The sequence below is a fragment of the Geothrix terrae genome, assembly GCF_022808775.1.
Classification (GTDB): Bacteria; Acidobacteriota; Holophagae; order Holophagales; family Holophagaceae; genus Geothrix; species Geothrix terrae.
Genome location: NZ_JAKZLA010000001.1, coordinates 140,640 through 163,632 on the forward strand (window position 1 = coordinate 140,640; position 22,993 = coordinate 163,632).

The 22,993-nt window shown below is 68.8% G+C and carries 23 protein-coding genes; 15 read left to right on the forward strand and 8 right to left on the reverse strand.

The genetic code is table 11. The features are described from left to right. Positions 1 to 7: 7 nt before the first annotated feature. The gene (locus MLE42_RS00665) at positions 8 to 463 is read right to left on the reverse strand and encodes a tRNA (cytidine(34)-2'-O)-methyltransferase (RefSeq protein ID WP_243285946.1); all 456 of its coding nucleotides are present in this window, start codon (positions 461 to 463) and stop codon (positions 8 to 10) included. Between the two features lie 11 nt (positions 464 to 474). Between MLE42_RS00665 and MLE42_RS00670 the strand changes: the two genes are divergently transcribed. From MLE42_RS00670 to mraY, 9 genes are all read left to right on the forward strand, one after another. Then, a complete protein-coding gene (locus MLE42_RS00670; RefSeq protein ID WP_243285947.1) occupies positions 475 to 834 on the forward strand; it encodes a histidine triad nucleotide-binding protein in 360 nt (119 codons plus the stop codon). 206 nt (positions 835 to 1,040) lie between these two features. Beyond that, positions 1,041 to 1,526, forward strand: coding sequence for a division/cell wall cluster transcriptional repressor MraZ (locus tag MLE42_RS00675; RefSeq protein WP_243285948.1), 486 nt, complete (start codon positions 1,041 to 1,043; stop codon positions 1,524 to 1,526). Positions 1,527 to 1,528: 2 nt separating this feature from the next. Next, positions 1,529 to 2,491, forward strand: a complete 963-nt coding sequence (rsmH, locus tag MLE42_RS00680) for a 16S rRNA (cytosine(1402)-N(4))-methyltransferase RsmH (protein ID WP_243285949.1) — start codon at positions 1,529 to 1,531, stop codon at positions 2,489 to 2,491. Between the two features lie 12 nt (positions 2,492 to 2,503). Further along, positions 2,504 to 2,872: a hypothetical protein gene (locus MLE42_RS00685; protein WP_243285950.1), complete on the forward strand. Its 369-nt coding sequence runs from the start codon at positions 2,504 to 2,506 to the stop codon at positions 2,870 to 2,872. A 56-nt stretch (positions 2,873 to 2,928) separates the two neighbouring features. Beyond that, entirely contained in the window at positions 2,929 to 5,070 is a 2,142-nt protein-coding gene (locus MLE42_RS00690; RefSeq protein ID WP_243285951.1) for a penicillin-binding transpeptidase domain-containing protein, read from the forward strand. Further along, positions 5,067 to 6,524 carry a UDP-N-acetylmuramoyl-L-alanyl-D-glutamate--2,6-diaminopimelate ligase gene (locus MLE42_RS00695; protein ID WP_243285952.1) on the forward strand — a complete coding sequence of 486 codons (1,458 nt, stop codon included), beginning with the start codon at positions 5,067 to 5,069 and terminating at the stop codon, positions 6,522 to 6,524. The genes MLE42_RS00690 and MLE42_RS00695 overlap by 4 nt, the downstream gene beginning before the upstream one ends. Next, positions 6,521 to 7,519 (forward strand): L-threonylcarbamoyladenylate synthase, encoded by a 999-nt coding sequence (locus MLE42_RS00700; protein ID WP_243285953.1) that lies wholly within the window; start codon positions 6,521 to 6,523, stop codon positions 7,517 to 7,519. Before MLE42_RS00695 ends, MLE42_RS00700 begins: the two co-directional genes overlap by 4 nt. After that, positions 7,516 to 8,880: a UDP-N-acetylmuramoyl-tripeptide--D-alanyl-D-alanine ligase gene (locus MLE42_RS00705; protein ID WP_243285954.1), complete on the forward strand. Its 1,365-nt coding sequence runs from the start codon at positions 7,516 to 7,518 to the stop codon at positions 8,878 to 8,880. The genes MLE42_RS00700 and MLE42_RS00705 overlap by 4 nt, the downstream gene beginning before the upstream one ends. A 28-nt stretch (positions 8,881 to 8,908) precedes the next feature. Then, a complete protein-coding gene (mraY, locus tag MLE42_RS00710) occupies positions 8,909 to 9,997 on the forward strand; it encodes a phospho-N-acetylmuramoyl-pentapeptide-transferase (protein WP_243285955.1) in 1,089 nt (362 codons plus the stop codon). Here mraY and MLE42_RS00715 read toward each other — a convergent pair. Beyond that, positions 9,975 to 10,730, reverse strand: a complete 756-nt coding sequence (locus tag MLE42_RS00715; protein ID WP_243285956.1) for an EAL domain-containing protein — start codon at positions 10,728 to 10,730, stop codon at positions 9,975 to 9,977. The two genes, mraY and MLE42_RS00715, sit on opposite strands and share 23 nt — an antisense overlap. A 110-nt stretch (positions 10,731 to 10,840) precedes the next feature. Here MLE42_RS00715 and murD point away from each other — a divergent pair, with 110 nt between their 5' ends. From murD to MLE42_RS00730, 3 genes are all read left to right on the forward strand, one after another. Then, the gene (gene murD, locus MLE42_RS00720) at positions 10,841 to 12,166 is read left to right on the forward strand and encodes a UDP-N-acetylmuramoyl-L-alanine--D-glutamate ligase (protein WP_243285957.1); all 1,326 of its coding nucleotides are present in this window, start codon (positions 10,841 to 10,843) and stop codon (positions 12,164 to 12,166) included. An 8-nt stretch (positions 12,167 to 12,174) separates the two neighbouring features. Continuing rightward, on the forward strand, positions 12,175 to 13,593 hold the full coding sequence (locus MLE42_RS00725) for an FAD-binding oxidoreductase (RefSeq protein ID WP_243285958.1): 1,419 nt from the start codon (positions 12,175 to 12,177) through the stop codon (positions 13,591 to 13,593). 68 nt (positions 13,594 to 13,661) lie between these two features. Beyond that, a complete protein-coding gene (locus MLE42_RS00730) occupies positions 13,662 to 14,168 on the forward strand; it encodes a hypothetical protein (protein ID WP_243285959.1) in 507 nt (168 codons plus the stop codon). 73 nt (positions 14,169 to 14,241) lie between these two features. Here the strand turns inward: MLE42_RS00730 and MLE42_RS00735 are convergent, their stop codons facing one another. The 5 genes from MLE42_RS00735 to MLE42_RS00755 form a co-directional block, all read right to left on the reverse strand. Continuing rightward, complete coding sequence (locus MLE42_RS00735) at positions 14,242 to 16,014, reverse strand: cytochrome c biogenesis protein (protein ID WP_243285960.1); 1,773 nt, start codon at positions 16,012 to 16,014, stop codon at positions 14,242 to 14,244. 1 nt (position 16,015) lies between these two features. Continuing rightward, positions 16,016 to 17,176, reverse strand: a complete 1,161-nt coding sequence (locus MLE42_RS00740) for a cytochrome c biogenesis ResB family protein (protein ID WP_243285961.1) — start codon at positions 17,174 to 17,176, stop codon at positions 16,016 to 16,018. Then, positions 17,169 to 17,828: a hypothetical protein gene (locus MLE42_RS00745; protein WP_243285962.1), complete on the reverse strand. Its 660-nt coding sequence runs from the start codon at positions 17,826 to 17,828 to the stop codon at positions 17,169 to 17,171. The genes MLE42_RS00740 and MLE42_RS00745 overlap by 8 nt, the downstream gene beginning before the upstream one ends. A gap of 72 nt (positions 17,829 to 17,900) precedes the next feature. After that, the gene (locus MLE42_RS00750; RefSeq protein WP_243285963.1) at positions 17,901 to 18,146 is read right to left on the reverse strand and encodes a 4a-hydroxytetrahydrobiopterin dehydratase; all 246 of its coding nucleotides are present in this window, start codon (positions 18,144 to 18,146) and stop codon (positions 17,901 to 17,903) included. Next, entirely contained in the window at positions 18,143 to 19,744 is a 1,602-nt protein-coding gene (locus MLE42_RS00755; RefSeq protein WP_243285964.1) for an aromatic amino acid hydroxylase, read from the reverse strand. Before MLE42_RS00755 ends, MLE42_RS00750 begins: the two co-directional genes overlap by 4 nt. A gap of 88 nt (positions 19,745 to 19,832) precedes the next feature. Here MLE42_RS00755 and MLE42_RS00760 point away from each other — a divergent pair, with 88 nt between their 5' ends. Continuing rightward, positions 19,833 to 20,615 carry a TrmH family RNA methyltransferase gene (locus tag MLE42_RS00760; RefSeq protein WP_243285965.1) on the forward strand — a complete coding sequence of 261 codons (783 nt, stop codon included), beginning with the start codon at positions 19,833 to 19,835 and terminating at the stop codon, positions 20,613 to 20,615. Here MLE42_RS00760 and MLE42_RS00765 read toward each other — a convergent pair. Beyond that, positions 20,612 to 21,181, reverse strand: coding sequence for a thioredoxin family protein (locus tag MLE42_RS00765; protein WP_243285966.1), 570 nt, complete (start codon positions 21,179 to 21,181; stop codon positions 20,612 to 20,614). The two genes, MLE42_RS00760 and MLE42_RS00765, sit on opposite strands and share 4 nt — an antisense overlap. Positions 21,182 to 21,280: 99 nt before the next feature. Here MLE42_RS00765 and MLE42_RS00770 point away from each other — a divergent pair, with 99 nt between their 5' ends. Further along, on the forward strand, positions 21,281 to 21,793 hold the full coding sequence (locus MLE42_RS00770) for a disks large-associated family protein (RefSeq protein WP_243285967.1): 513 nt from the start codon (positions 21,281 to 21,283) through the stop codon (positions 21,791 to 21,793). A 133-nt stretch (positions 21,794 to 21,926) separates the two neighbouring features. Then, entirely contained in the window at positions 21,927 to 22,970 is a 1,044-nt protein-coding gene (locus MLE42_RS00775; protein WP_243285968.1) for an NAD(P)-dependent alcohol dehydrogenase, read from the forward strand. The last annotated feature ends 23 nt before the right edge of the window (positions 22,971 to 22,993 follow it).

Below are 22,993 nucleotides of genomic sequence, written 5' to 3' on the forward strand. Positions count from 1 at the left end.
GGGCGATTTACCAGTTTTCAGTCTGCCTCAGCGCCTCGTAAAGGCCAATGGCGGCGGCCTGGGCCAGATTCAGGCTGCGGTGGTGATCGCCGAGCATGGGGATGCGCACCAGCTGGTCCTTGTGGGTCGCCAGCAGGTCGTCGGGCAGGCCCACGGTCTCCCGGCCGAACACCAGGCCGTCGCCGAAGGCCCAGGGGATCTGGGTGTGGCGCTTGGCCCCCTTGGTGCTGAAGAACCAGAGGCGCATGGCGGGGTTGCGGGTCTGGAAGTCCTCCCAGCTCTCGTAGTGGGTGGGCTCCAGCTTCTCCCAGTAGTCCAGCCCCGCCCGGCGAAGGTAGTAGTCGCTGGTGTCGAAGCCCAGGGGGTGGATCAGGTGGAGCTTCGCCCCGTTGTTCACGCAGAGGCGCCCGATGCTTCCGGTGTTCTGCGGAATCTCGGGCTGGTGCAAGATGATGTGGAACATGGGGGGTCCTGATGAGCGCCGCTACCAGCGAATGTCTATTCTGCAAGATCGCGCGGAAGGAGATCCCCGCGACCCTAGTGTACGAAGATGACAGCTTGCTCGCCTTCAAAGACATCTCGCCCCAGGCGCCGGTGCACCTGCTGATCATCGCGAAGGGGCACTGCGAGGGTCCGGCGGACATGACCCCAGAGATCGCCGCGGCCGTGGGTCGCATCCCCCAGGTGGCCGCCCGCCTGGCCCGGGAATGCGGGGTCGCCGCCAGCGGTTGGCGCCTCCTTACCAACTCCGGGCCCGATTCGGGGCAGACCGTGTTCCATCTCCACTTCCACCTCCTCGGCGGCAAGCCCCTGGGCGGGAAGCTCTGCCTCTGAACTGAACCCGGTTACCTTCTATTCATATTTAGCGAAAAAGACACGCCTTTGCGTGTCTTTTTCGCTTTTATTTCCGCTTGTGGCATCTCGGCGCCTTTCTAGACTTTGAAGTGGTTCTCAGTGGAGAAAAGTGGTCTGAAGTGGATCAAAGTGGTCTCTTCCCTCCTCCTGGTATCTCCTGAGGCCGCAGTTGAAAGGCGATGCCGGTGCTGCGACTCCGCGGTAATTCACCGGCCACGGTGGACGAGAAGGGACGATTGAAGCTCCCCTCTTCCTTCAAGGCCGAGCTCGAATCCTTCGCCCAGGGCGAGGGGGTCGGAGCTCTGCGTGAAGGCGCCGGCACCCTGCGGCACTATCTGACGTCCCTGGACGGCCGCTCCGCCCGCCTCTACCCCCTGCCGGTCTGGGAGGCCATCGAGGCCCGCCTGGCCGCCCTGCCGTCCACCAGCCCCGCCAAGCGCAAGTTCCTGGAGACCACCGCCTACTTCGGCAGCGAAGTGGAGCCGGACGCCCAGGGCCGCTTCGTCATCCCGCCCATCCTGCGCGAGGCCGCCCAGCTCACCGGCGAGGTGGCCGTGCTCGGCCAGATGGACCACCTGGCCCTGTGGAACAAGGCCGGCTTCGAGCGCCGCCTGGCGGCCGAGCCACTTGGCGCCGAGGACCTGGCCCAGCTCGCGGACCTGGGGATCTGATAATGGCCACTCAGCCCCCCACCCATGTCCCCGTCCTCCTCCAGGAGGTGCTGGACAACCTGGTGCTGCCCCCGGCGGCCCGGATCCTGGACCTCACCCTGGGCCTGGGCGGTCACGCCGAGGCCCTGCTGGCCCGCTGCGACAAGGGCGCCCGCTACCTGGGCGTCGACCGCGACCCCGAAGCCCGCTACCTGGCCCGCCGCCGCCTGGGCGATGATGCGCGCCTCGAGATCCTGGCCTGCGCCTACGAGGACCTCTGGAACGATGCCCGTTTCCTGGCCTGGAAGGCGGAATCCGCCCCTGGCGGCTTCGACGCCATCCTCGCGGATCTGGGCGTCTCCACCCTCCAGCTCCGCAGCCCGGAACGCGGCTTCAGCTTCCGGGATGAAGGCCCACTCGACATGCGCATGGACACCACCTCCGGCCCCACTGCCGTGGAGTGGATCGCGGAACAGACCGACGAAAGCCTGGCCGACGCGATCTACCAGTACGGCGAAGAGCGCGCCAGCCGGCCCATCGCCCGCGCCATCCTCCGGGCGCACCGCGAAGGCCGGCTGGCCACCACCAAGGATCTGGCCGAGGCCGTCTACACGGTCATCCCCCGCGAGCCCGCCAAGCGCAAAGGCCATAGCGACCCCGCCACCCGCACCTTCCAGGCCATCCGCATCGCCGTGAACGGCGAGCTGGACCGGCTGGCCGCCGCCCTGGAAGCCGCCGCCGGACACCTGCGCCCCGGCGGGCGCCTGGCCGTCATCAGCTTCCACAGCCTGGAGGACCGCATCGTCAAGCAGACTCTGCGGCGCCTCGCGGGCATCTACGACGGACCGGGCCGGACGGCCCCCGTCACGCTCCCCAAGCTCCTCAAGCTCATCCATCCCGGTGGTCTCGCGCCCAGCGAGGCCGAGGCCGCCGCGAATCCCCCCTCCCGCTCCGCCCGCCTCCGCGTGGCAGAGCGCCTCCCCTGATCGAGGTCAACCATGGCTGCCGGAATCCTGCCCAGCCCCACCGCTCCCGTCCGGACGGTCGAGAGCGAAGGCATCCTGCGCATGCTGCTCCTGGTACTGGCCCTGGCCATGCCCCTGGGCGTCCTGGCGTACCTGAAGATCCAGAGCACCCGCCTGGGCTATGCCATGGGCGACCTGAAGGAGCGCATCCGCAAGGAGGAGGAGCTCCAGCGCAAGCTCCTGCTGGAGCGCAGCCGCTACCAGCGGGATGAGGAAGTCCAGAGCTATGCCGAGAAGGCCGGGCTCCAGCCCCGCAAGCAGAGCCACCTGGTCCGCCGTGGCTTCACCCCGGAGGATCAGCGCCTGGCCAAGCTCCGCCCGGTGTCGTCCGATGGATTGTAGTCTGTAGGCAGGGGGCCGCCGCCCTCGCCACCGTTCCATCCCGCCCTGGCCTTCCCGTGTCCATCCGCTTCGCCACCGAGCCCCGCGTATCCCGCCGCCTCCTGGGCCGGCAGGATCCCCAGGATCTGCTGAATCAGCGCCTGCCCTGGATCATGGGCGGCTTGGCCTTCTGGGCCCTGCTCATCCTGCTGCGCTTGCTCTGGCTGCAGGGCGTCGAGCACAGGAAGTACCAGGCCAGGGCCGATCAGCAGCACACCACCATCGTGCCGATCCCCCCCATCCGGGGCGAGCTGCGGGACCGGCGCGGGGAGCCGCTCGCCATCTCCATCAAGGTGGAGAGCCTTTTCGTCGATCCCCGCGTGTTCTACCCGGACTACAAGCCGGGAAGAGGGGAGGAGCGCCAGTGGGGCGAGCCTGACCGCAAGGCGGCCGCGGCCGTGGCGGCGAAGCTTGCGCCCATCCTGGAGCAGACGCGGGCCCAAGTGCTGGAGAAGCTCCTGAGGAAGAAGACCTTCGTCTATCTGGAGCGGCACCTGCCTCCGGTCAAGACGGCCGCCGTGCGGGCCCTGAACCTGGATGGCGTCGAGTTCCAGCCTGAAAGCCAGCGGTTCTACCCCCGGGGCAGCCTGGCGGCGCAGATCATCGGCTTCACCAACATCGACGGCCTGGGCCAGCTGGGCATCGAACAGACCTACGACAAGCAGCTGGCGGGGGTGAAGGGCGAGCTCATCGCGCCCAAGGACGCCCACGGCAAGCTGCTCATCCTCCAGGAGAACTACAGCAAGATCCCCGTGAACGGGGCCTCGCTCCAGCTCAGCCTGGACGCCTCCATCCAGCACATCGTGGAAGACGCGCTCGAAGAGGGTGTGCGTCTCTCGCGCCCGCGCACCGCCTACGCGGTGGTGGTGGACCCCCGCACCGGGGAGATCCTCGCCATGGCCGGCACGCCCACCTTCGATCCGAACCACATCCTGCCCAAGAAGTTCCGCAATCGCACTGAATCGGAACTTTCCTCGGCAGAACGGGACGAGCTCAACCGCGAGCTGGAGCGCCAGAAGGCGGCCCGCAAGGTGCATCCGGTGGAGGATGTCTACGAGCCCGGCTCCACCATGAAGATCTTCACCGCGGCCATGGCCCTGGAGGAACGCAAGATCCACCTGGGTGAGCGCATCGACTGCATGTCGGGCCGCTGGCAGTACAGCGCGAAAGTCCCGCCCATCACGGACACCCACCGCCACGGCCTCCTCACCTTCGAGGAAGTGCTCTGGCAGAGCTCCAACATCGGCGCCGCGAAGATCGGCATCCGCCTCGACCCGGCGGTGCACTACCAGTACTTGCGGAAGTTCGGCTTCGGCGACGCGACGGGGCTCAACTTCCCAGGTGAGAGCTCCGGCCGCCTCATCGCGCCGGACCGCTGGAGCGTGCCCACCCAGTACACGATGTCGTACGGCTACGGTCTCAGCACGACGCCTCTGCAGATCCTCATGGCCGGCTGTGTCCTGGCCAACGGTGGCAAGCTCATGCAGCCGATCCTCGTGCAGCGCATCTACAACGACAAGGGCCTGCTGCTGAAGGAATTCAAGCCCACCGTGCGCGGCCAGGTCATCAGCGAAGAGACGGCGAACCTCATGAAGGAGACCCTGAAGGGCGTCATCACCCAGGGAACCGGAAAGAAGGCGAAGCTCGACAACGGTGTAGAGGCCTTCGGCAAGACGGGCACCAGCCGCAAGCTCATCGACGGCCAGTACGATCCCAAGCGCCACTTCGCGTCCTTCATGGGATTCTTCCCGGCCGACAAACCCCAGTTCGGGGTTCTGGTGATGCTGGACGACCCCGCCGGCGATACCACCGGCGGCGACGTGGCGGCGCCCCTGTTCAAGCGCATCGGCGACGGGATCCTGCGGTTCCGGCAGACCTCTCCGGACCCCGACCGCGAGGCGGACCTGAAGCTGTCGCTGCGTGACTGGCCTGTGAGCGAAACGGACGAGGCCGCCCTGCACGTGGAACGGGGCCGGGTGCCCGACCTCCAGGGCCTCAGCCTCAAGGCCGCCATCCATCGGGTGGTGCTGGTGGGCGGGAATCCGAAGGTGGACGCGGCGCCCGGCGCCACCGCCACGCACGTGGTGGGGCAGAGTCCTGCGCCGGGAGCCCCGCTGGAACCGGGCACGGCGGTGAAGATCAAGGCGGGGATGCCATGAAGCTGGATGTGCTCATCGATGGCCTGGCCGTGCGCCGATCCGGGCCGGATGTCGAAGTGGCGGATCTCACCAGCGACAGCCGTGAGGTCCGTCCCGGCTGGGCCTTCCTGGCCCTCAAGGGCGAGAAGGCCGATGGCGCCGCCTTCGTGCCGCAGGCGCTGGGGCAGGGCGCCTCGGCCGTAATCTCCGAATCCCCGGTCGACCTGCCCTCGACCGTCGCAGGCTGTGTCTTCACGGACGATCCCCGGCTGCGGATGGCCGACCTGGCCCGCCGCCTCCATGGGGCGCCGGATGAGCGCCTGGCGCTGATCGGCGTCACAGGCACCAACGGCAAGACGACGACCACCACGCTCATCCGCCAGCTTCTGCGGGGAGCCGGCCTCGGTTGCGGCCTGGTGGGCACAGTGCTGAACGCTGCCGGGGATGTGGAGGAAGAGGCGATCCGCACCACCCCGGAAAGCCCGGCCTTCTACCGCTGGTTGCGCCGCAGTGTGGAGGCCGGCGACGCGGCTTCCGCGGTGGAGGTGAGCAGCCACGCGCTCTGCCTCGGCCGCGTCCACGGCGCGCGGTTCAAGGTCGGCGTCTTCACGAACCTCACCCAGGACCACCTGGACTACCACGGCACCATGGAGGCCTACTTCGAGGCCAAGCGCCGGCTTGTCGCCCAGTGCGGCCGGTTTCTCGTGAATGCTGACGACCCCTGGGGCCGCGCCATGCTGGAACGGGAGGGCCATGCCAGTTATGCGGTGGATCGCGCCGCCCGCTACCAGGCCCGGGATCTGGACCTGGGACCCACGGGGACCCGGTTCACCCTGGCCTCGGAGGGACGGAACTGGAACGTCAGGAGCCCGCTCCTGGGCCGGTTCAACGTGTACAACCTGCTGGCGGCCCTGGCGGCCTGTGCCGAGGCGGGCTTCGATCTGGACCGGCTGGTGCCCGCCGTACCCATGGTCAAGGGCGCACCCGGGCGTCTGGAGCGCGTGGATTGCGGCCAGCCCTTCGGCGTGATGGTGGACTACGCCCACACGCCGGACGCTTTGGAGAAGCTGCTGGCGGAGGGTCGCCGCCTGCTGCCGCCGGGCGGTCGCCTGCACGTGCTGTTCGGTTGCGGGGGCGATCGCGACCGCGCCAAGCGCCCGCTCATGGCCGCTGCGGTGGCCGCGGGGGCCGACGTGCTCTGGCACACCAGCGACAACCCGCGAGGTGAGGATCCAGAGCGCATCCTGGACGATGCGGCCCCGGGCATCCCGGAGTCCCTGCGCACCGATGGCGTCCGCTACCACCGCAACGCGGACCGGCAGGAATCCGTGCGGCAGGCCCTGGCGGACTGCCGCCCCGGCGATCTGCTGCTGCTGGCGGGAAAGGGCCACGAGCCCTACCAGGAGATCCGGGGTGTGAAATACCCCTACAGCGACCGTGCGGCCGTGGAAGCCGCGCTGCGGGGCAGCCGATGACGCGGATCCTTCCCGTCTCGGGCCCAGAGGATCCGGCCATCGCGGAGGCCGCTGGCCTGCTGCGCGCGGGGGGCCTGGTGGCCTTCCCCACGGAGACCGTGTACGGCCTCGGGGCCGACGGCCTGAATCCCAAGGCGGTGGCTCGGATCTACGCCGCCAAGGGGCGCCCGGCCACGAACCCGGTGATCCTTCACGTGGCCGACGCGGCCTCCGCCCAGGCGCTTGTCTCCCGCTGGTCCCCCGAAGCGCAGATGCTGGCGGAGCGGTTCTGGCCCGGGCCGCTGACCCTGGTCCTGCCCGCTTCAGACACCGTACCCTCCATCGTCCGCGCCGGCGGTCCCTCGGTGGCCCTGCGCTGCCCGGCCCATCCCGTGGCTTTGGCCTTGATCCGCGCCACCGGGCGCCCCCTGGCTGCGCCTAGCGCCAACCGCAGCCAGCATCTGTCGCCCACGCTGGCCCAGCACGTGGCCTCCAGCCTGGGCGAGGCGGTGGATCTCATCCTCGACGGGGGGCCGACGGAGGCGGGTCTGGAATCGACGATCCTCGACCTGTCCAGTGGCCGGCCTTGCGTGCTTCGCCCCGGCCCCATCCCGCCGGCCGACCTCGAGGTTCTGGTCGGTCCCGTGGACCTCTGGACAGGGGCGGTCCAGGCGGGCGACCGCCAGGCGGCTCCCGGCATGGCCGAGCGCCACTACGCCCCCCGGGCTCGGCTGCAGCTGGTGGCGCCAGGTTCCGGCTTGCGCGAGACCTTGGGCGAGACATCGGGATCCGTGGCGTATGTGGCCCTCGGAACCCTCCCCCCGCTTCCCCCGGGGGTCCGGGGCATCCTCCTGCCTCTGGATGCGGACATGGTCGGGGCGAGGCTCTATGCCCTCCTCCACGAACTGGACGACGCAGGCTGCGAGCGTATCTTCATGGAGCGCCCGCCGGAGGATGAGGCCTGGCTGGCCGTTCGCGACCGTCTCCGGCGGGCCTCGGCGAAGGAGCGGCCATGAGCCCATTTACGAGCCTCTGGTCCCTGTTCCAGGCCGCCTCCCAGGTGGGCGGCGAGATCCTGGGCGACGGCGCCGTGGTGCCGTCGTCCCTTTCGTTGGATACCCGGACCCTCGAGCGCGGCGCCTGCTTCGTGGCCCTGCGGGCGGAGCGGGATGGGCACGAATTCGTCTCCCAGGCAGTGGAGAAGGGGGCCACCTGCCTGCTGGTGGACCATCCGGTGGACAGCGGGTGTCCACAGCTTGTGGTGCCGGATACCTTGGCCGCCCTCCAGCGCTGGGGCCAGGCCCGGCTGGCCGCGGTGCGCCCCAAGGCGGTGTTCGGCGTCACCGGGAGCGTCGGCAAGACCAGCACCAAAGAACTGCTGGCGGCGGCCGTGGGCGGTTGGAAGACACCCGGGAACCGCAACAACACCCTGGGCCTGCCCGAGGCTCTGGCCACCCTGCCTGAAGGGCTCGGTGCCGCCGTGCTGGAAATGGGCATGAGCACGCCCGGGGAGATCCGGCGCCTCACGGAGATCGCCCCCCTGGACTTCGGCCTCATCACCTTGGTTGGCACCGCTCACGCTGAGAATTTCGCCAAGGGCCAGCAAGGCATCGCCGAAGCCAAGGGCGAACTGGTGGCCGGCCTCGCGAGGGGCGGCGTCTGGGCCCACCTGGCCTCGGACCCGTGGTGCCGCTGGATCGCGGAGCAGCCCTGGGCCCGCCATGCCGAGGCCCTGCCCGTGGGTGAGGGGCACCCCTACGACTGGGGGGGCGTCGAGTCCCTGGGGGCCGCGGGGGAGGCGTTCCTCCTGCGCACGCCCAAGGGCACGTTCCCGGTGCGGCTCCAGCTCCCCGGAGAGCATCAAGTGCGCAACGCCGCCCTGGCCGCTGCCCTGGCCGTCCATGCGGGCCACGATCCGGAACGCGTGGCGGCGGGCCTGGGAGCGGTCGCGCCGGAACCGGGCCGGGGCCGGCTCCACGGCCTCCCCAATGGTGGCTGCCTGCTGGACGAGAGCTACAACGCCAGCTCCGACTCCATCCTGGCCTGCGCCCATGCCCTGTTGGACCTGCCGGGCGGGGAGGCGGTGGCGGTCCTCGGCTCCATGAGGGAACTGGGGGCCCACTCCGCGCAGATCCACCGCGAGACCGGCGCCGCCCTCAAGGCCCTGGGGCTGTCCCGACTCTGGGCCTATGGGGACTTCGCGGAGGATTACGCGGAGGGCTTCGGTCTCCGCGCCGTGGCCTTCCCTGATTTCGAATCGTTGCGCGACGCTGCCGCAGGTCTTTCCGCCATCCCACCGGGAGCCCGTATCCTGGTGAAAGGCAGCCGGTTCTGGCGCTCGGAACGCGCTGTCGAGTGGCTTCTCACCCACCCCTGACCCTCAGACTCCAGACTTCGGACCCCCCATGCTTCCTTGGCTCCTCTATCCCTTCCGCGACGCGATCCCCGGTTTCTCGGTCTTCCGCTACGTCACCTTCCGGACGGCCATGGCCGCGGCCACGGCCATGATCCTCAGCCTGGTGCTGGGGCCCTGGGTGATCCGGACGCTGACCGCCCTCAAGATGGGCCAGCACATCCGCGGCGAGGGGCCCGAGCACCACCAGAAGAAGGCGGGGACGCCCACCATGGGCGGCATCCTCATCCTGCTGGTGATCACGGTGTCCACGCTGCTGTGGTGCGACCTCAAGAGCGGCGCCATCTGGGTGGCGCTCATGGCGCTGCTGGGCTTCGGCACCGTGGGTGCGTTCGATGACGCCCAGAAGCTGCTCAAGAAGCAGAACCTCGGCCTCAGCAGCTGGCAGAAGATGGCCCTGCTCACCGGCATCTCGCTGCTGGTGGCCTGGCTCATCCTGCACTTCGGCCTGCGCGGCGCGGCCACCAGCCAGCTCTCGGTGCCCTTCTTCAAGAACTTCCGGCCCAACGTGGGCGTTTTGCTCATCCCTTGGATCTGGCTGGTGATGGTGGGCACCAGCAACGCCGTGAACCTCACGGACGGCCTCGATGGGCTGGCCATCGGAGGCACGCTCATCGTGTCGCTCACCTACGCGATCCTGGCCTACGTGGTGGGCCACGCGAAGATCGCGGCCTACCTGGTGGTGCCCCACGTTCCCGGTGGCGCTGAGTTATCCGTTTTCATGGGGGCCATGGCGGGGGCCTGCCTGGGCTTCCTGTGGTTCAACGCCCACCCGGCCGAGGTCTTCATGGGCGACACGGGCTCCCTGGGCCTGGGCGGGGCGCTGGGCACCGTGGCCGTGGTCATCAAGCAGGAAGTGCTGCTGGTCATCGCCGGCGGACTCTTCGTGCTGGAAGCCGTGAGCGTCATCCTCCAGGTGGGCAGCTTCAAGCTCCGCGGCGGCAAGCGCATCTTCCGCATGGCACCCTTCCACCACCACCTCGAGCTGGGCGGTCTCCAGGAAACGAAAGTGGTGATCCGCCTCTGGATCACCGCCATCGTCTGCTCGATCCTGGCCCTCAGCTCTCTGAAGCTGCGATAGGCTTCGGCCGCGTGGGCCAGGGTTGGCCCAGGATGAAGCCCTGACCCCAGGGCACGTCCGCGTCCATGACGGCTTCCAGCTCCTCCATCGTCTCGATGCCTTCGGCGATGAAGCCGATGCACATGTGCCGGGCGAAGTGGGAGAGCGCGTTGAGGAGGGCGGCCTGGTAGGGGCGACGGTGGACCTGCTCCACGAGGCTCCGGTCGGCCTTGATGTAGTCCGGCGCCAGCCGCGCCATCTGCGTGAGGCTCGCCACGCCGGCTCCGAGATCATCCACGGCCACGCGCAATCCGGCATCGCGCAGCCGCTTGGCGTAGGTCTGGAGCGCCTCGAGATCATGCATGCCCTGGGATTCGGTGAACTCCATCACCACGCATTCCACGGGAAAGGGCAGGGCTTCCAGCCAGCGGGGCAGGCGCGCCCAGAATCCCGGCGCCTCCAGGCTCACGGGCTCGAGGTTCACGAAGTGGAGGTGGCTGCCGGTCCCGCGCTGAGCCAGGGCCGCGAACGTGGCATCGAGGAAGCGCAGGTCCAGGGTCAGCCGATCCTCCGGCGGGAGGGTGGGGTTCTGCAGGATCGGCCCGACGGGATGGGTGATGCCCGCCTTGTCCAGGTGGCGGGCCAGGTATTCCTGGGCCACCATGCGATTATCCTGCAGCCGGTACATGGGCTGGACGTGAGGCACGATCGTGCCCTCTCCACTCAACAGACTTTCCAGGATGCCCTTGGGCATGGCCACTCCACATTCGTTCAAGGGTCCTGCGTTCAGTGTAGCGCCGTAGCGCGCCACATGCTCACATGCAGGAAGGTCCGTCGCGGGTTACGCTGGAACCAGGGGGCGACATGCGCACCGTGGTCATGGGAGCGGGACGTTCGGGCTTGGCGGCGGCCCGTTTCCTCGCGTCGCAAGGACGGCCCGTGGTGCTGACGGACAGCCGGCCCGGGCCCGATCCCGCCTTGGAACTTGAGCTGGCCCGAGCGGGCATTCCCGGAGTGTGGGGCAGCCATCCTGAATCGCTCCTGGATCATTGCGGCGAACTTGTCATCAGCCCCGGGATTCCTCCCAGCGCGCCCTTTGTTGCAGCTGCCATCTGCAGAGGCATTCCTGTCATCGGCGAAGTGGAGCTGGCCCACCGTGCCCTCAGGGACCGGCATGACGGGAGCCGCGTGCTGGCCGTGACCGGCACCAACGGCAAGAGCACCACCACCGATCTGGTGGCCCACCTGCTCAAGGCGGCAGGCCTGCCTGCGGTGGCCTGCGGCAACCTGGGCACTCCCGTCATTGAGGCCGTGACCACGGGTGTCAGAGGGGCGGTCTACGTGGTGGAGCTGAGCAGCTATCAACTCGAGACCGTCGCGGCCTTCCACGCCGAGGGCGCCGCATTCCTGAATCTGACGCCGGACCATCTCGCCCGCCACGGCAATCTCGAGGCCTATCGTCGGGCCAAGTTGCGGATCTTCGAACGGCAGACCACCGATGACCTGCGGGTCGTCCCCGCGGCTCATCCCGAGTGGTGGCAGGATGCGCCGGGCGGCGGGCGGATCGCGCGCTTCGGCTGGACCGAGTGCGAAGCCTGGTGCGATGCCGGGGGCCACCTCCGCCTTCATGGCGAGGTGCTCCTCCACCGCGAGGATCTGCGCATTCCCGGCGACCACAACGTGGAGAATGCCCTGGCGGCGGCCCTCCTGGCCCGCCATGGCGGCGCGGATCCCGAGACCATCCGCCAAGGGCTGCGGACCTATCCGGGGCTGGCCCATCGCATCGCCTTCTGCGGCGAGAAGGGCGGCGTGCGCGCCTACAACGATTCCAAGGGCACGAATGTGGATGCCACGGTCACGGCCATCAAGGCCCTGCCGGGCCCGCTGGTGCTGCTGCTGGGGGGCACGGACAAAGGCGCCAGCTACGAACCGCTGCGCGAGGCGCTGGACGGCAAGCTGCGGCGCCTGGTGTTCCTGGGTGAGGCCATTCCCCAACTCACCCGCGACCTGGGCGACCTGCCCCATGATGTGGTGCCGGCCTTCGATGAGGCTGTGCGGGCAGCCCTTGCCCTCGCGCGCTCCGGTGACCAGGTGCTCCTCAGCCCAGCCTGCGCCAGCTTCGACCAGTTCGATAACTTCGAACAGCGCGGGGAGCGCTTCGAGAGTCTGGTGAAGGTCTGGCTCCAGTAGAATCGGTTATGCACGATGCCGCCCGAGCCGCCGCCGATCTCCGCGCCATGCTGGGCGCCGATGCCGTCCTGACAGAGGCCAACGACCTGGCCCGCTACGAGGATGGCTGGCGCTACGGGAAGGGCAAGGCCCTGCTGGCGGTGCGCCCCGGGACCACGGAGCAGGTGTCGGAAGTCATGGCCTACTGCCACGAGCGGGGTATCCGGGTGATGCCCCAGGGTGCCAACACGGGTTTGGTGGGCGCCTCCAACCCGGACGCCAGTGGCGAGATGCTCGTGCTCAGCCTGGAGCGGCTGAACAAGCGCCTGGAGGTCGACGCCATCAACCGCACCGCCGTGGTGGATGGCGGCGTGCTGCTCAGCACCCTGAACGCGGCGCTGGCGGAGCACGGTCTCATGTTCCCCATCGACCTCGGGGCGGATCCCACCATCGGCGGCATGATCGCCACGAACACGGGCGGGACTCGCCTCCTGAAGTACGGCGATGTGCGCTACAACCTCCAGGGCCTGGAGGCGGTGCTGGCGGACGGCACGGTGGTGGAGGTCATGAACCACCTCCGGAAGAACAACACGGGCCTCGACTTCAAGCAGCTCTTCGTGGGCACCAGCGGCGCCTACGGCGTGATCACCGGGGCGGTGCTCCAGGTGGTGCCCGTACCCCGGCAGCACGCCACAGCCCTGGTGGGCTGCGCCTCCGGCGAGGCCGTGCTGGCCCTCCTGAAGGCGCTGGAGCGGGAGATGGCCGACGTGTTCACGGCCTACGAGGTCATCAGCGCCAATGCCCTGGGCCCCGTGTTCAAGCACCACGAGGACATCCGCAACCCCTACGGCACCGCCCAGCCTCCCGCGTACACCGCCCTGGTGGAGCTGTCCTCCACCCTCCCCGGGACGGCCCTCAACCTGGCGGAAGTGCTGGAGGAACGCCTGGGCGCCTTTCTGGAGGGCGAGAGCGGCGAGGGCATCACGGACATATTCATGGGCAAGCCCGAGGACTTCTGGGCCATCCGCCACCACATCAGCGAGAGCCTCCGAAACGAGGGCAAGGTGCTGGCCTTCGACATCAGCGTGCCCCGGAGCCGCATGGCCGCCTTCACGGACGCCGCGGTGGCCCTGTTGGCCAAGGACTATCCCTTCGTGCGCTGCTGCGACTTCGGCCACTGGGGCGACGGCGGGACCCACCTCAATCTCGTGTGGAACGAGGGGGAGGCCCCGAGGCCCACGGCCCGGATCGTCGAGGAGCTTCAGTCGCGGATCTACGAGCTGGCGGTCCGGGGCTTCGACGGCTCCTACAGCGCCGAGCACGGGGTTGGCCCCCACAACCAGCGCTTCTACGACGCCTACACTCCGGAGCCCGTGAAGGCCGCAAACCAGGCCCTCAAGCGGCACCTGGACCCCAAGGGCCTCCTGGGCACCACGCGGCTGGGCTGAACCGGGGCTGTCCAGCGATGGCCGCCGGCCGCGTCCAAGGGTAGATTCGAAGGATCCCCGGAGGCTCCATGCGCCCTTCCATCTTCGCCCTGTCCCTGGCGGCGCCCCTGCTGGCGCAGGCACCCGCGCCCAAGGCGGACCTCTTCGAGCCGGTGCGGTTCCTCGCCGGGGACTGGGTGGGGGAATCGGACGGGAAGCCCGGCTCCCCCAGCGGCGCGGCCTCCTTCCGGTTCGAGCTGGAGGGAAGGGCCCTCGTACGGCGCAGCCACGCCGACTACCCCGCGGCCAATGGCCGTCCGGCCGCCCACCACGAGGACCAGATGACGGTCTTCGTAGAGGGTGGCCAGCTCAAGGCCTTCTACGTCGACAACGAGGGCCACGTCATCCGCTACGTGGCCACCGCCATTCCCCAGGGCGTGGCCTTCACCAGCGAACCTGCCCCGGGCCCGCGCTTCCGCCTGACCTACCTCCGCGGCACCGCCGACACCGTCACCGTCCGCTTCGAGATCGCTCCGCCCAACGCCCCCGAGGCCTTCAAGCCCTACGTGGAAGGCGTCACTCGCAAGGTGAAGTGAGTTCTCCCTGGCCGTTCCCTGCTGCAAAACGGGCTCCCGATTGGGAGCCCGTTTTGCAGCGATGAAAATGGCTTCAAGCCTTGTGGTGAGGTTTCTGCTCCCAGAAGCGCGGCGGCGCGTAGCAGATGGCCATGAAGACCAGCTGGCTCAGGCCGAAGCCCATGAGGGCGTAGAAGGCCTGGTCCATGAAGCCGTAGGAGTGCAGGCCCACGCCCAGCATGTTCACGCCGAACCAGGAGCAGGCGGTGATGATGTTGCCGAAGATGGCCATCACCATGGTGCCGCGCTCGCGGACATAGCCGGCCCAGCGGGCGTGGAGGATGATGGCGTTCCACAGCACGATCAGCAGGGCGCCGTTCTCCTTGGGATCCCAGCCCCAGAAGCGGCCCCAGGACTGGTCGGCCCAGATGCCGCCCAGCACGGTGCCCACGAAGCTGAAGAAGAGGGCGAAGCAGATGATGCCGTAGGCCATGTCCACCAGGGCCTTGTCCGTCTCCACGTCCACCTTGCTGACGATGTGCTTCCGGATGGCGTAGGCGATGGCGATGGCGCCGGCCAGGAAGGTGCCGGAGTAGCCGATGGTGATGGTCACCACGTGGGTGGCCAGCCAGAAGTTGGAGTCCAGCACGGCCCGCATCATCTCCATGGTGTCGCCCTCGGTGCCCAGGTTCTGGGCGACGATCAGGGAGGCGAAGCCCGCCACGGCGGCCACGGCGGTGCCGAAGCCCTTGCGGTACATCCGCTCCACGATGAGGCCCAGGATCACGGCGCCCCAGCCCACGAAGATGGCCGAGGAGTAGAGGTTCGTCACCGGCGGGCGGCCCTGGAGGATGATGCGCGCCGCCAGGCCCAGGGTGTGGACGATGGCGCCCGCGAAGAGCAGCGAGTAGGCGGTGGGGCGCAGCAGCTCCGGTTTCCAGATCCAGGAGATGCACAGGACGATGAACGCCACGAAGTAGATCGACAGGCCCACGAAGAAGGGCTGGGCCCGGTTGAAGACGACCTCGTTGGTCGCGTGGCTGAGGGCCCCGGGCTTGAGGGTGGAGACCACCCCGTTCATGTCGGCCAGGGCCTGGTTGAAGCTGGCGGCGTCGTTGGCGACGTAGGCCGCGTTGAGCCGCGCGAGGGGGACCAGGGCCGGGTGGACGCCCTGGCCGGCGGCCATGGCGCGAAGGCTCTCGCCCACGTTCTTCCAGGCATCGGGACTGCCGCCGGGGAGGGGTGGCAGGATGCGGAACTGGGACAGCTGCATCAGGTCCTGGTGGCGGGCGGAAGCCTCTGGATCGCTGATGGACTGGAGCTCCCAGCCGAGGCCGGGCGAGCCGGCCAGCTGGAGGGTGTTCCTCAGCTTGTAGTAGAGGTAGACGCGATCGAACAGGTTGACGATGGCGCTCTGGAAGCGGGTCCGCTTCTGGGGCGCGATGGGCTGCGCCGTCTGGGCCTGCTTCTGGATTTCCTCCAGATGGGAGGACAGGTCCGCGAAGCTGAAGTAATTGCGATTCTGCTTCTGCTGAGCCCCGATCAGCCCGATGACATCCGGATCATCGATGACGAAGATGGGCTGCTGGTCAGCTACCTGGGGGCGGAACATCACATCGAGGATCCACTCGTCGGGGCCGATGGTGCGACCTTCGTAGCGGAAGCCCTGGCGACTGTGGATGACCAGCAGGGAGTTGCGGGCCACGGAATCCAGCGGCTTGACGCGCCCGCCTTCGAGGATGGGGATGTTGCCGAAGCCGGCGACGTCGAAGCCGCGGACCTTCCCGCCGGGGAGGGCGAAGATCAGGGCGATCAGGAGGGCGAGGGCCCCGGCCGCCCAGGAGAGGTATTTCTGCACAAAGGTCATGTCAGCCCTCCTTCTTGTCCTGGCGCCGCTTCAGGGAGCGCCGCAGGACGATGGCGAAGTGCACGAGCAGGCCCAGGGAGACCAGCACGCAGGACACATAGGGGAGAAGCCAGCCGGGATTTTCGACCACGGAAAGGATAGACAGGGTGTCGTTCTTGCCAAAGCTCGCCTGGTAGAAGGTCTTGCCCTCGTACCGCAGCGGCTGGTTCATGTAGATGAGCACCTCGCGGGATTCCTTCTGGGAGGGATTCACCACCTGGACCAGGCTGGAGAAGTTCTTGGGGATTTCCGTGCCCGGATAGACGTCGTGCCGGAACTGCTTCAGCGTGAAGGCGTAGGGCAGGTACTGGCGGCGGAGGCGCATGGTGAGCAGGTAGGTGTGCCCTTCGTGGGTGAAGGACTGGGGCGCCCCGAGGGCCATGGAAGCCAGCCAGATGCCGTAGCTGCGGCCGCCGGCCACGGGCTCCACGAACACGGAACCCGTGTTCAGCTCGTTGTCGTTGGTGACCGTGGGTCGCTCCACGACGGAGATGCCGGGGCCGATGCCCGCGGTCGCCAGGGACGGCGGCGCGCCGGGAGGCAGGTTGGAGAGCTCCGAGTTGGGGTAGTAGCGCTTCACGTTCAGGGTGATGGGCGTGCCCGGGATGGCGATGGACCCGCCTTTGGCCAGCAGGGTGTCGGGCACCGAGTAGACCTCGTCCCAGGCGGGGTCGGTGGTGTCGATGACGGCCAGCTCCATGTTCTTGTAGCTCTGGACGTAGTTGACGGTCTGGCCCACCTCGATGGACATGTTGGTGTCCACCTGCATCATGCCGGCCACGAACTCGCCCGCGAACAGGATCACCAGGCCCGCGTGGACCAGCCACATGCCGGCCTTGGCCCAGCTGCGCTGGATGTCGAGCGTCTTGGCGATGAGGTTGAGGGTGAGGAGGAGGCCCACCAGACCGCCGCCCGGGAACACGGGCAGGGGGAAGGACAGGAAGCTGAACTGCCGCCATACGAAGAAGCTGCGCATGTAGGCGTTCACCGCGCCCTGGGTGCCCATCTCCACCTGGGCCAGGGTGCAGAGCACCACGAGCGCCATCAGGCAGGCGAGCAGGACGATGGTGAGTTGGAAGGACTTGAAGAACTTCCAGATGCGGGAGGCGAGTGTCTTAATCAAGGCGGAGGCTCTCCAGGATGCGCATGAAATCAGGCTTGGCCTTGGCCACGGGACCGGCGTCCCCCGTCAGCTTCAGGAACCAGGTGTTGCCGTCGGGGGTGGAGATCAGGCCGGCCACCATGCGGCTCTTGGTCTGGCCCTCGCTGGTGAAGTCGTAGACGTTGAGCGCGCCAGCCTTGGTCTTCACCACCTTCCGCGCGGCAGCCAGGGCCGCCTCGTCGATGGGGCCCAGGCCGATCTGCCCGCGCCAGCGGTTCACGTTCGCCAGCTCGCCGCCGGCGGCACCGGGCAGCACCACCACCGTGGCTTCGTTCTTGCCAGCCACCGGCGACTTGAAGGTGGCGAAGCGCATCCCCTCGCCGGGGACTTCGCTCCAACCCTGAGGCAGGGACCACTTGAGGGACCCCTGGCCCGAGGGCCGGGGGGGCGCGGGCATGCCCCCATCGGCCGGTGGCATTCCCATCGGTCCGGAGGGGGCCTCCTGGCCCGTGCCGTCCAGCCGCGCGGCGGCGGACTCCTTGGGCACCCGGTAGTGACTCACCTGGTCCCGGTTGCACCCGAGGGCGGCCAGGGCCAGGAGCCCGGCGCCGGCCAGCAGAGAAGCCTTCGAGATGAAGGACGTAGGTCGGTGGGGGAGCGTCAATGTTTTCAACAAAGGGTTCCTCGGGGACATTTCAGAATACCGGACCTTCCAGTGTGAAGACAGGCAAGGATGGGGGCGGGCTTACAGGTCGAGCCGCAGGACGGCTTCATCGATGAGTCGGGCCAATTGGTGGTCCTTTTCCGTGATGCCTCCTGCGTCATGGGTGGTCAGGGTGATCCGCACGCGGCCCCAACCAAAGAGGATATCTGGGTGATGATTCATTGCCTCGGCAGGTTCCACGACGCTGGTCACAATCCGGAAAGCGGTCATGAAATCCGGGGTCCGGAACTCCCGCACCAGGCACCCGTCCTGTTCGATCCAGCTCATGGCCGCGCCTCCTGGGCCAGGGTGGCCGCCAGTTCTGTCAATTCCGCTTGCAGAAGCCACTCATCCGGATAGGCCCGAGCCCGGTCCGCCAGGGTTTGGAGCCGCCGCTCGTCTCCGGCCTCGCGCAGGGCCCGGGCCTCCTGATAGAGGCCGGCCAGACCCGGGGAAAGGGAGGATGCCTTGCGGGTCCGGGCCTGGGCTTCGGCCTCGCCTTCCGCGAAGGTCCCCTGGGCGCCGTACCAACGGTCCCAGGTGCCCGGATCCGCAGGGCCCCCGGCGACGGAAGGCAGGCTGGAACTGAGGAAGAGCAGGGCCCAGCTGGGCAGGTCGAGGGGGCGGCCGTCCTGGTGGCCCCTCAGGTTGATGACCTCGTGCTCACCCACCCGGAAGCCCGTGAGGAAGAGTCCCGAGGGCAGGTCCAGGCTGAAGGGGCCGCGAGGGGGCAGGACACCGCGCCCGAAGGCCACCAGGGCCGTGCCGGGCCAGGGCGAGCCCTCGGCCGTGCCCTTCCGGGAGATCATCACGGGGCCCTCCACCCGCGCCAGGGCCGTGGCCAGGCCCGGGGCCAGCTCGCCACGGGCGGGGATCCGGGCCACCACCTTGCCCGTGAGCTCCAGGCCGCCCTCCAGGCCCAGGTGGTTCACCGTACGGGCCCGCAGCGCTTCCTCCAGGCCGTGGTCGCCCCCCCTCCTCCAGCCCAGGGTCGCCTCGAAGGCCTCCAGCACCTCGAACAGATGGTCGAAGTCCCGGGCCACGAAGAGCTGGGGCTGCATGCGGGTGATGTCGTATTCGGTGTCTGCGCAGGCGAGGCTGAGGGGCACCTTGGTCACGGCGGGCGTGAGGCAGTGGGCGGCCTCGCCGAGACTGCTGAGGAGGCCAGCCCCATAGAGCTTGGGGTCCGCCAGGTCGCCCACCAGGCCGTACTCGGCGGTCCACCAGTAGAGGCGGCTGGCCTTGGTGCTCTCGCTCACATAGCGTCGGCTGGCGGAGGCGGCCCGCAGGCGCTCCTCGGCCAGGTGGGCCTCGGCCTCCGTGGCTTCGGGATCCTCCTTGACCACGCTGAGGTTGCGGATGGCCTCGTAGACGGCCTGGTCCTCCACCGAGGCGATGGCCCGGAAGCCCGCCTCACCGCAGCGCTTCAGGTAGTCGGCGTAGCGCCGGTCCGCCAGGATGGGCGCATGGCCGGCGCTCTCGTGGACGATGTCGGGCGCCGGGGTGTACTCGATGTGCTCGTGGCTGCGGATGTCCGCGGCGATGGCCAGCACGCCCAGGGACTGCAGCTCCGTGAACACCGCGGGGGGGATGAAGCCCCGCACGCCCACGGCGGACCAGCCCAGTCCCTCGAGCTTGAGGTTCATCTCGTCCAGGCTGGGGATGCGTTCCAGGCCGATGCCCGTGGCCGCCAGGCCCGAGAGGTAGCTGGCGTGGGCCGTGTCCTTCAGGCGGTCCGCCAACCGGTGGAGGATGTGCCGCCAGACCGCGTGGTCCCGCGGCGTGTAGGCGTCGTAGTCCTGGGCCGCCACATAGCGCCGCAGGTGGGCCGGAAGCCGGTCGATGGCGCGCTGGGTGGGGCTGGGAGACGTGGAAGGGGAGGCCATCATTGAATTCTAATCCGAAATCAATGCTGCGGCCCGCCAAGCCACAAAGCGCCTCAGGTTCCACCCTACTGCGGGCTACCCTGGTCTCATGGCCTTCGACCCCTGGGAACCCTACCGAGACCTGCGCTTTGCCGGCACCCGGGAGCATCCGGAGCACGGTTCCTGCTTCATCGCGGAGGGCCGGATCCTGGTGGAGGACCTCCTCTCGGCGGGTCGGGCAGGGCGCCTGCAGGTCGTATCCGTGGCCGCGACCACCACCGCGGCCGAGGCGGCGCGGGCCCTGCTCCCGGAAGGGACGGAGCTGCTGGTGGCCGAGCCGGGGGCCCTGTCGGAGCTGGCGGGCTTCTCCTTCCATCGCGGCCTCATGGCCCTGGCCAAGGTGCCACCGCCGCCTCCGGTGTCGGCGCTGCTCCAGGCGCGGCGGCTGCTGGTGCTGCCGAGGCTCTACGACGGCGAGAACCTGGGTCTGCTGCTGCGCAGCGCGGCCGCGCTGGGGCTGGATGGCGTGCTGGCGGGACCGGGGCCGGGCCTCTGGAGCCGCCGCACGGTGCGGGTCTCCATGGGCGCCGTCTGGCGCATTCCCGTGTGGCGGGTGGAGGATCCCTGGCCTCTTCTGGCTGACTGGAGGGCCGCGGGACCGGGCTCGGAGATCGTCGCCGCCGCGCTCACGCCGCAGGCGGGGGACGCCCGTCGCTGGCAGCCCGCCCCGCGCAGCGCCCTGGTGATGGGACCGGAGGATACGGGCCTGGACCCGGACCAGCTGGCCTGCTGCGACCGCGCCGTGGCCATCCCCATGGCCTCGGGCATGGACAGCCTCAACGTGGCCGCCGCGGGGGCCATCCTCATGTTCCGGATGATGGAGCAGCCCTAGGGCTCGAGGCTGCTGGCGATGTCCACCAGGCGCGTCAGCTCGGCCACGACCTCGCGGCGGTCGGTGTCCTGCTCGTAGAGGGCCGACACCTTCTTCCGCGCGGCGGCCACGTCGCCGCAGGCTTTGCCCCGGGCGATGAGTTCCTTGCAGCTCTCCGGCATGGGGCCCCAGTTCCCGCACTCCACGAAGTGGTCGCTGAGGAAGATGAACTTGGGGATCGCCTCGCCGCCGTTGGTGAGGAAGCGGGTGAACACGTCCGGGTGCTGCTGCCGGCTGATGTAGCGGACGTTCAGGTTCGGACCGGCCTCGGCCAGGCGCTGGAGCACGGGCGCGTGGCGCACCACGTCGCCGCACCAGTCCTCGGCGATGGCGACCACGTGGACAGGCCGGGGCAGGGTGGCCATGAAGCGCGCCGCCGGCGGGGCCAGCGTCAGGGCGCGATGCTGGGTCTCGATCTTGTCGCGCTGCTCGGGGGATTCCGCTTCGGCCAGCCAGTCGGCATAGGTGAGGCCGGACTCGAGCACGGCCTTCCAGTCCAGAGTCGGCAGGGTGGCGGGGCGGGGCATGGAACCTCCAGCGAACCTCTGATGCTGCCATGCCCGGCCTCGTGACTGGACGTACCTTTGGAGTGGCGCGGACCGCTGCCCGCGGGAAAGGGGGGCGCCATGAGGGCCATGTGGAATGCCACCAAGCCACCTCTCGAATGGGTGGATCCCATGGTGAGGGTGCCGAAGTACGAGCTCCATGCCGGCGACGAGGTGCTGGCGCGCCTATCCCTGGAGCCGCTCTGCCGGACCTTCGCCACGGTGGAGACGGCGGAGGGGCGCTGGACCTTCAAGCAGACGGGCATCCTCGCCACGCTCGTCCACATCCGCGAAGCCGGGGCCGGCCAGGATCTGGCCGTCTTCCATCCGGGCTTCCTGGGGCGGGGGCTGCTGCGGTTCTGCGACGGCGAGACCTTCCAGTGGCGGCGGGCCCACCACAATGGAGGCTGGTCGTTCCGCGACAAGGATGGCCGCGTGTTGCTGACCCTCCGCCTGGAACCCTCGCCACCCGGAGAGCCCTGGCCCCGCCGGACCCGGGCGGAAGTCGACATCACGGCGGAGGGCCGCCCCAACCCGCGGACACCCCTGCTGACGGCCGTCGGCTGGTTCCTGATGCTGCTCCACCCGCTTTAGCGGGTCTCTGCAGATTCCCGTCAGCCGATGGCATCCCGGACTCGCAGGTCCAGAGGCCACGCACCGGGAAGTGCCTTCTTCACCCCGGGGCCCCGTGGTCTAGAGTGGAGGTCCGGTCTTTTCAGGAGCTCCCATGACCACCGCCAAAGCCTACGCCGTGTCCTCCGCCAAGGCCCCTCTGGCACCCTTCCAGATCGAGCGCCGCGCCGTGGGGCCGCACGATGTGCAGATCGAGATCGCCTACTGCGGCATCTGCCACTCCGACCTGCACCAGGTGCGCGACGAGTGGGGCGGCTCCAAGTACCCGATGGTCCCGGGCCATGAGATCGTCGGAAAGATCACCGCCGTGGGCGCCCATGTGAAGGCCTTCAAGGTGGGCGATCTGGCCGGCGTGGGCTGCATGGTGGACAGCTGCCGCACCTGCCCCAGCTGCCAGCGGAAGCTGGAGCAGTTCTGCGAGAAGGGCGTGGCCTGGAGCTACAACAGCACCGAGATGGACCGCGTGACGCCCACCTACGGCGGCTACTCGTCCAGCATCGTGGTGGACGAGGCCTTCACGCTGAAGGTCTCACCCAAGCTGGACCTCGCCGCCGCGGCGCCCCTGCTCTGCGCGGGCATCACCACCTACTCGCCCTTGCGCCACTGGAACACGAAGAAGGGCGACAAGGTGGGCGTGGTGGGTCTGGGCGGCCTGGGCCACATGGCCGTGAAGATCGCCGCCGCCATGGGCGCCGAGGTGACCATGCTCAGCACCTCGAAGTCCAAGGAGGCCGATGCCCGCAAGCTCGGCGCGCACCACTTCGGCCTCACCTCCGACGACGCCACCTTCAAGCGGCTGGCGGGCCAGTTCGACCTCATCATCGACACCATCTCCGCGCCCCATGACTACAACAAGTACCTTGGCCTGCTCCGGATCGAGGGGGCCATGGTGCTGCTGGGCGTGCCCCCGGAACCCACGCCCGTGGCGGCCCATGCCCTCATCGGCGGCCGGAAGATCCTCACGGGTTCGCTCATCGGGGGCGTCCAGGAAACCCAGGAGATGCTCGACTTCTGCGCCGAACACGGCATCGTCTCGGAGATCGAGCTGATTCCGGTCCAGCAGGTCAACGAGGCCTACGAGCGGATGCTCAAGAACGACGTGCGCTACCGCTTCGTGCTGGACATGAAGACATTGTGATTGAATCCGCGTAAATGCGGGCG

Coding starts and splice junctions, on each gene's coding strand:
- MLE42_RS00715 (WP_243285956.1), bottom strand. CDS start 10,730: ATGCCCAAGGGCATCCTGGAAAGTCTGTTGAGTGGAGAGGGCACGATC.
- MLE42_RS00770 (WP_243285967.1), top strand. CDS start 21,281: ATGAGGGCCATGTGGAATGCCACCAAGCCACCTCTCGAATGGGTGGAT.
- MLE42_RS00725 (WP_243285958.1), top strand. CDS start 12,175: ATGCACGATGCCGCCCGAGCCGCCGCCGATCTCCGCGCCATGCTGGGC.
- MLE42_RS00665 (WP_243285946.1), bottom strand. CDS start 463: ATGTTCCACATCATCTTGCACCAGCCCGAGATTCCGCAGAACACCGGA.
- MLE42_RS00685 (WP_243285950.1), top strand. CDS start 2,504: ATGGCTGCCGGAATCCTGCCCAGCCCCACCGCTCCCGTCCGGACGGTC.
- MLE42_RS00750 (WP_243285963.1), bottom strand. CDS start 18,146: ATGAGCTGGATCGAACAGGACGGGTGCCTGGTGCGGGAGTTCCGGACC.
- MLE42_RS00705 (WP_243285954.1), top strand. CDS start 7,516: ATGAGCCCATTTACGAGCCTCTGGTCCCTGTTCCAGGCCGCCTCCCAG.
- MLE42_RS00760 (WP_243285965.1), top strand. CDS start 19,833: ATGGCCTTCGACCCCTGGGAACCCTACCGAGACCTGCGCTTTGCCGGC.
- MLE42_RS00730 (WP_243285959.1), top strand. CDS start 13,662: ATGCGCCCTTCCATCTTCGCCCTGTCCCTGGCGGCGCCCCTGCTGGCG.
- MLE42_RS00775 (WP_243285968.1), top strand. CDS start 21,927: ATGACCACCGCCAAAGCCTACGCCGTGTCCTCCGCCAAGGCCCCTCTG.
- murD (WP_243285957.1), top strand. CDS start 10,841: ATGCGCACCGTGGTCATGGGAGCGGGACGTTCGGGCTTGGCGGCGGCC.
- MLE42_RS00735 (WP_243285960.1), bottom strand. CDS start 16,014: ATGACCTTTGTGCAGAAATACCTCTCCTGGGCGGCCGGGGCCCTCGCC.
- MLE42_RS00670 (WP_243285947.1), top strand. CDS start 475: ATGAGCGCCGCTACCAGCGAATGTCTATTCTGCAAGATCGCGCGGAAG.
- rsmH (WP_243285949.1), top strand. CDS start 1,529: ATGGCCACTCAGCCCCCCACCCATGTCCCCGTCCTCCTCCAGGAGGTG.
- mraY (WP_243285955.1), top strand. CDS start 8,909: ATGCTTCCTTGGCTCCTCTATCCCTTCCGCGACGCGATCCCCGGTTTC.
- MLE42_RS00765 (WP_243285966.1), bottom strand. CDS start 21,181: ATGCCCCGCCCCGCCACCCTGCCGACTCTGGACTGGAAGGCCGTGCTC.
- MLE42_RS00695 (WP_243285952.1), top strand. CDS start 5,067: ATGAAGCTGGATGTGCTCATCGATGGCCTGGCCGTGCGCCGATCCGGG.
- MLE42_RS00700 (WP_243285953.1), top strand. CDS start 6,521: ATGACGCGGATCCTTCCCGTCTCGGGCCCAGAGGATCCGGCCATCGCG.
- MLE42_RS00755 (WP_243285964.1), bottom strand. CDS start 19,744: ATGGCCTCCCCTTCCACGTCTCCCAGCCCCACCCAGCGCGCCATCGAC.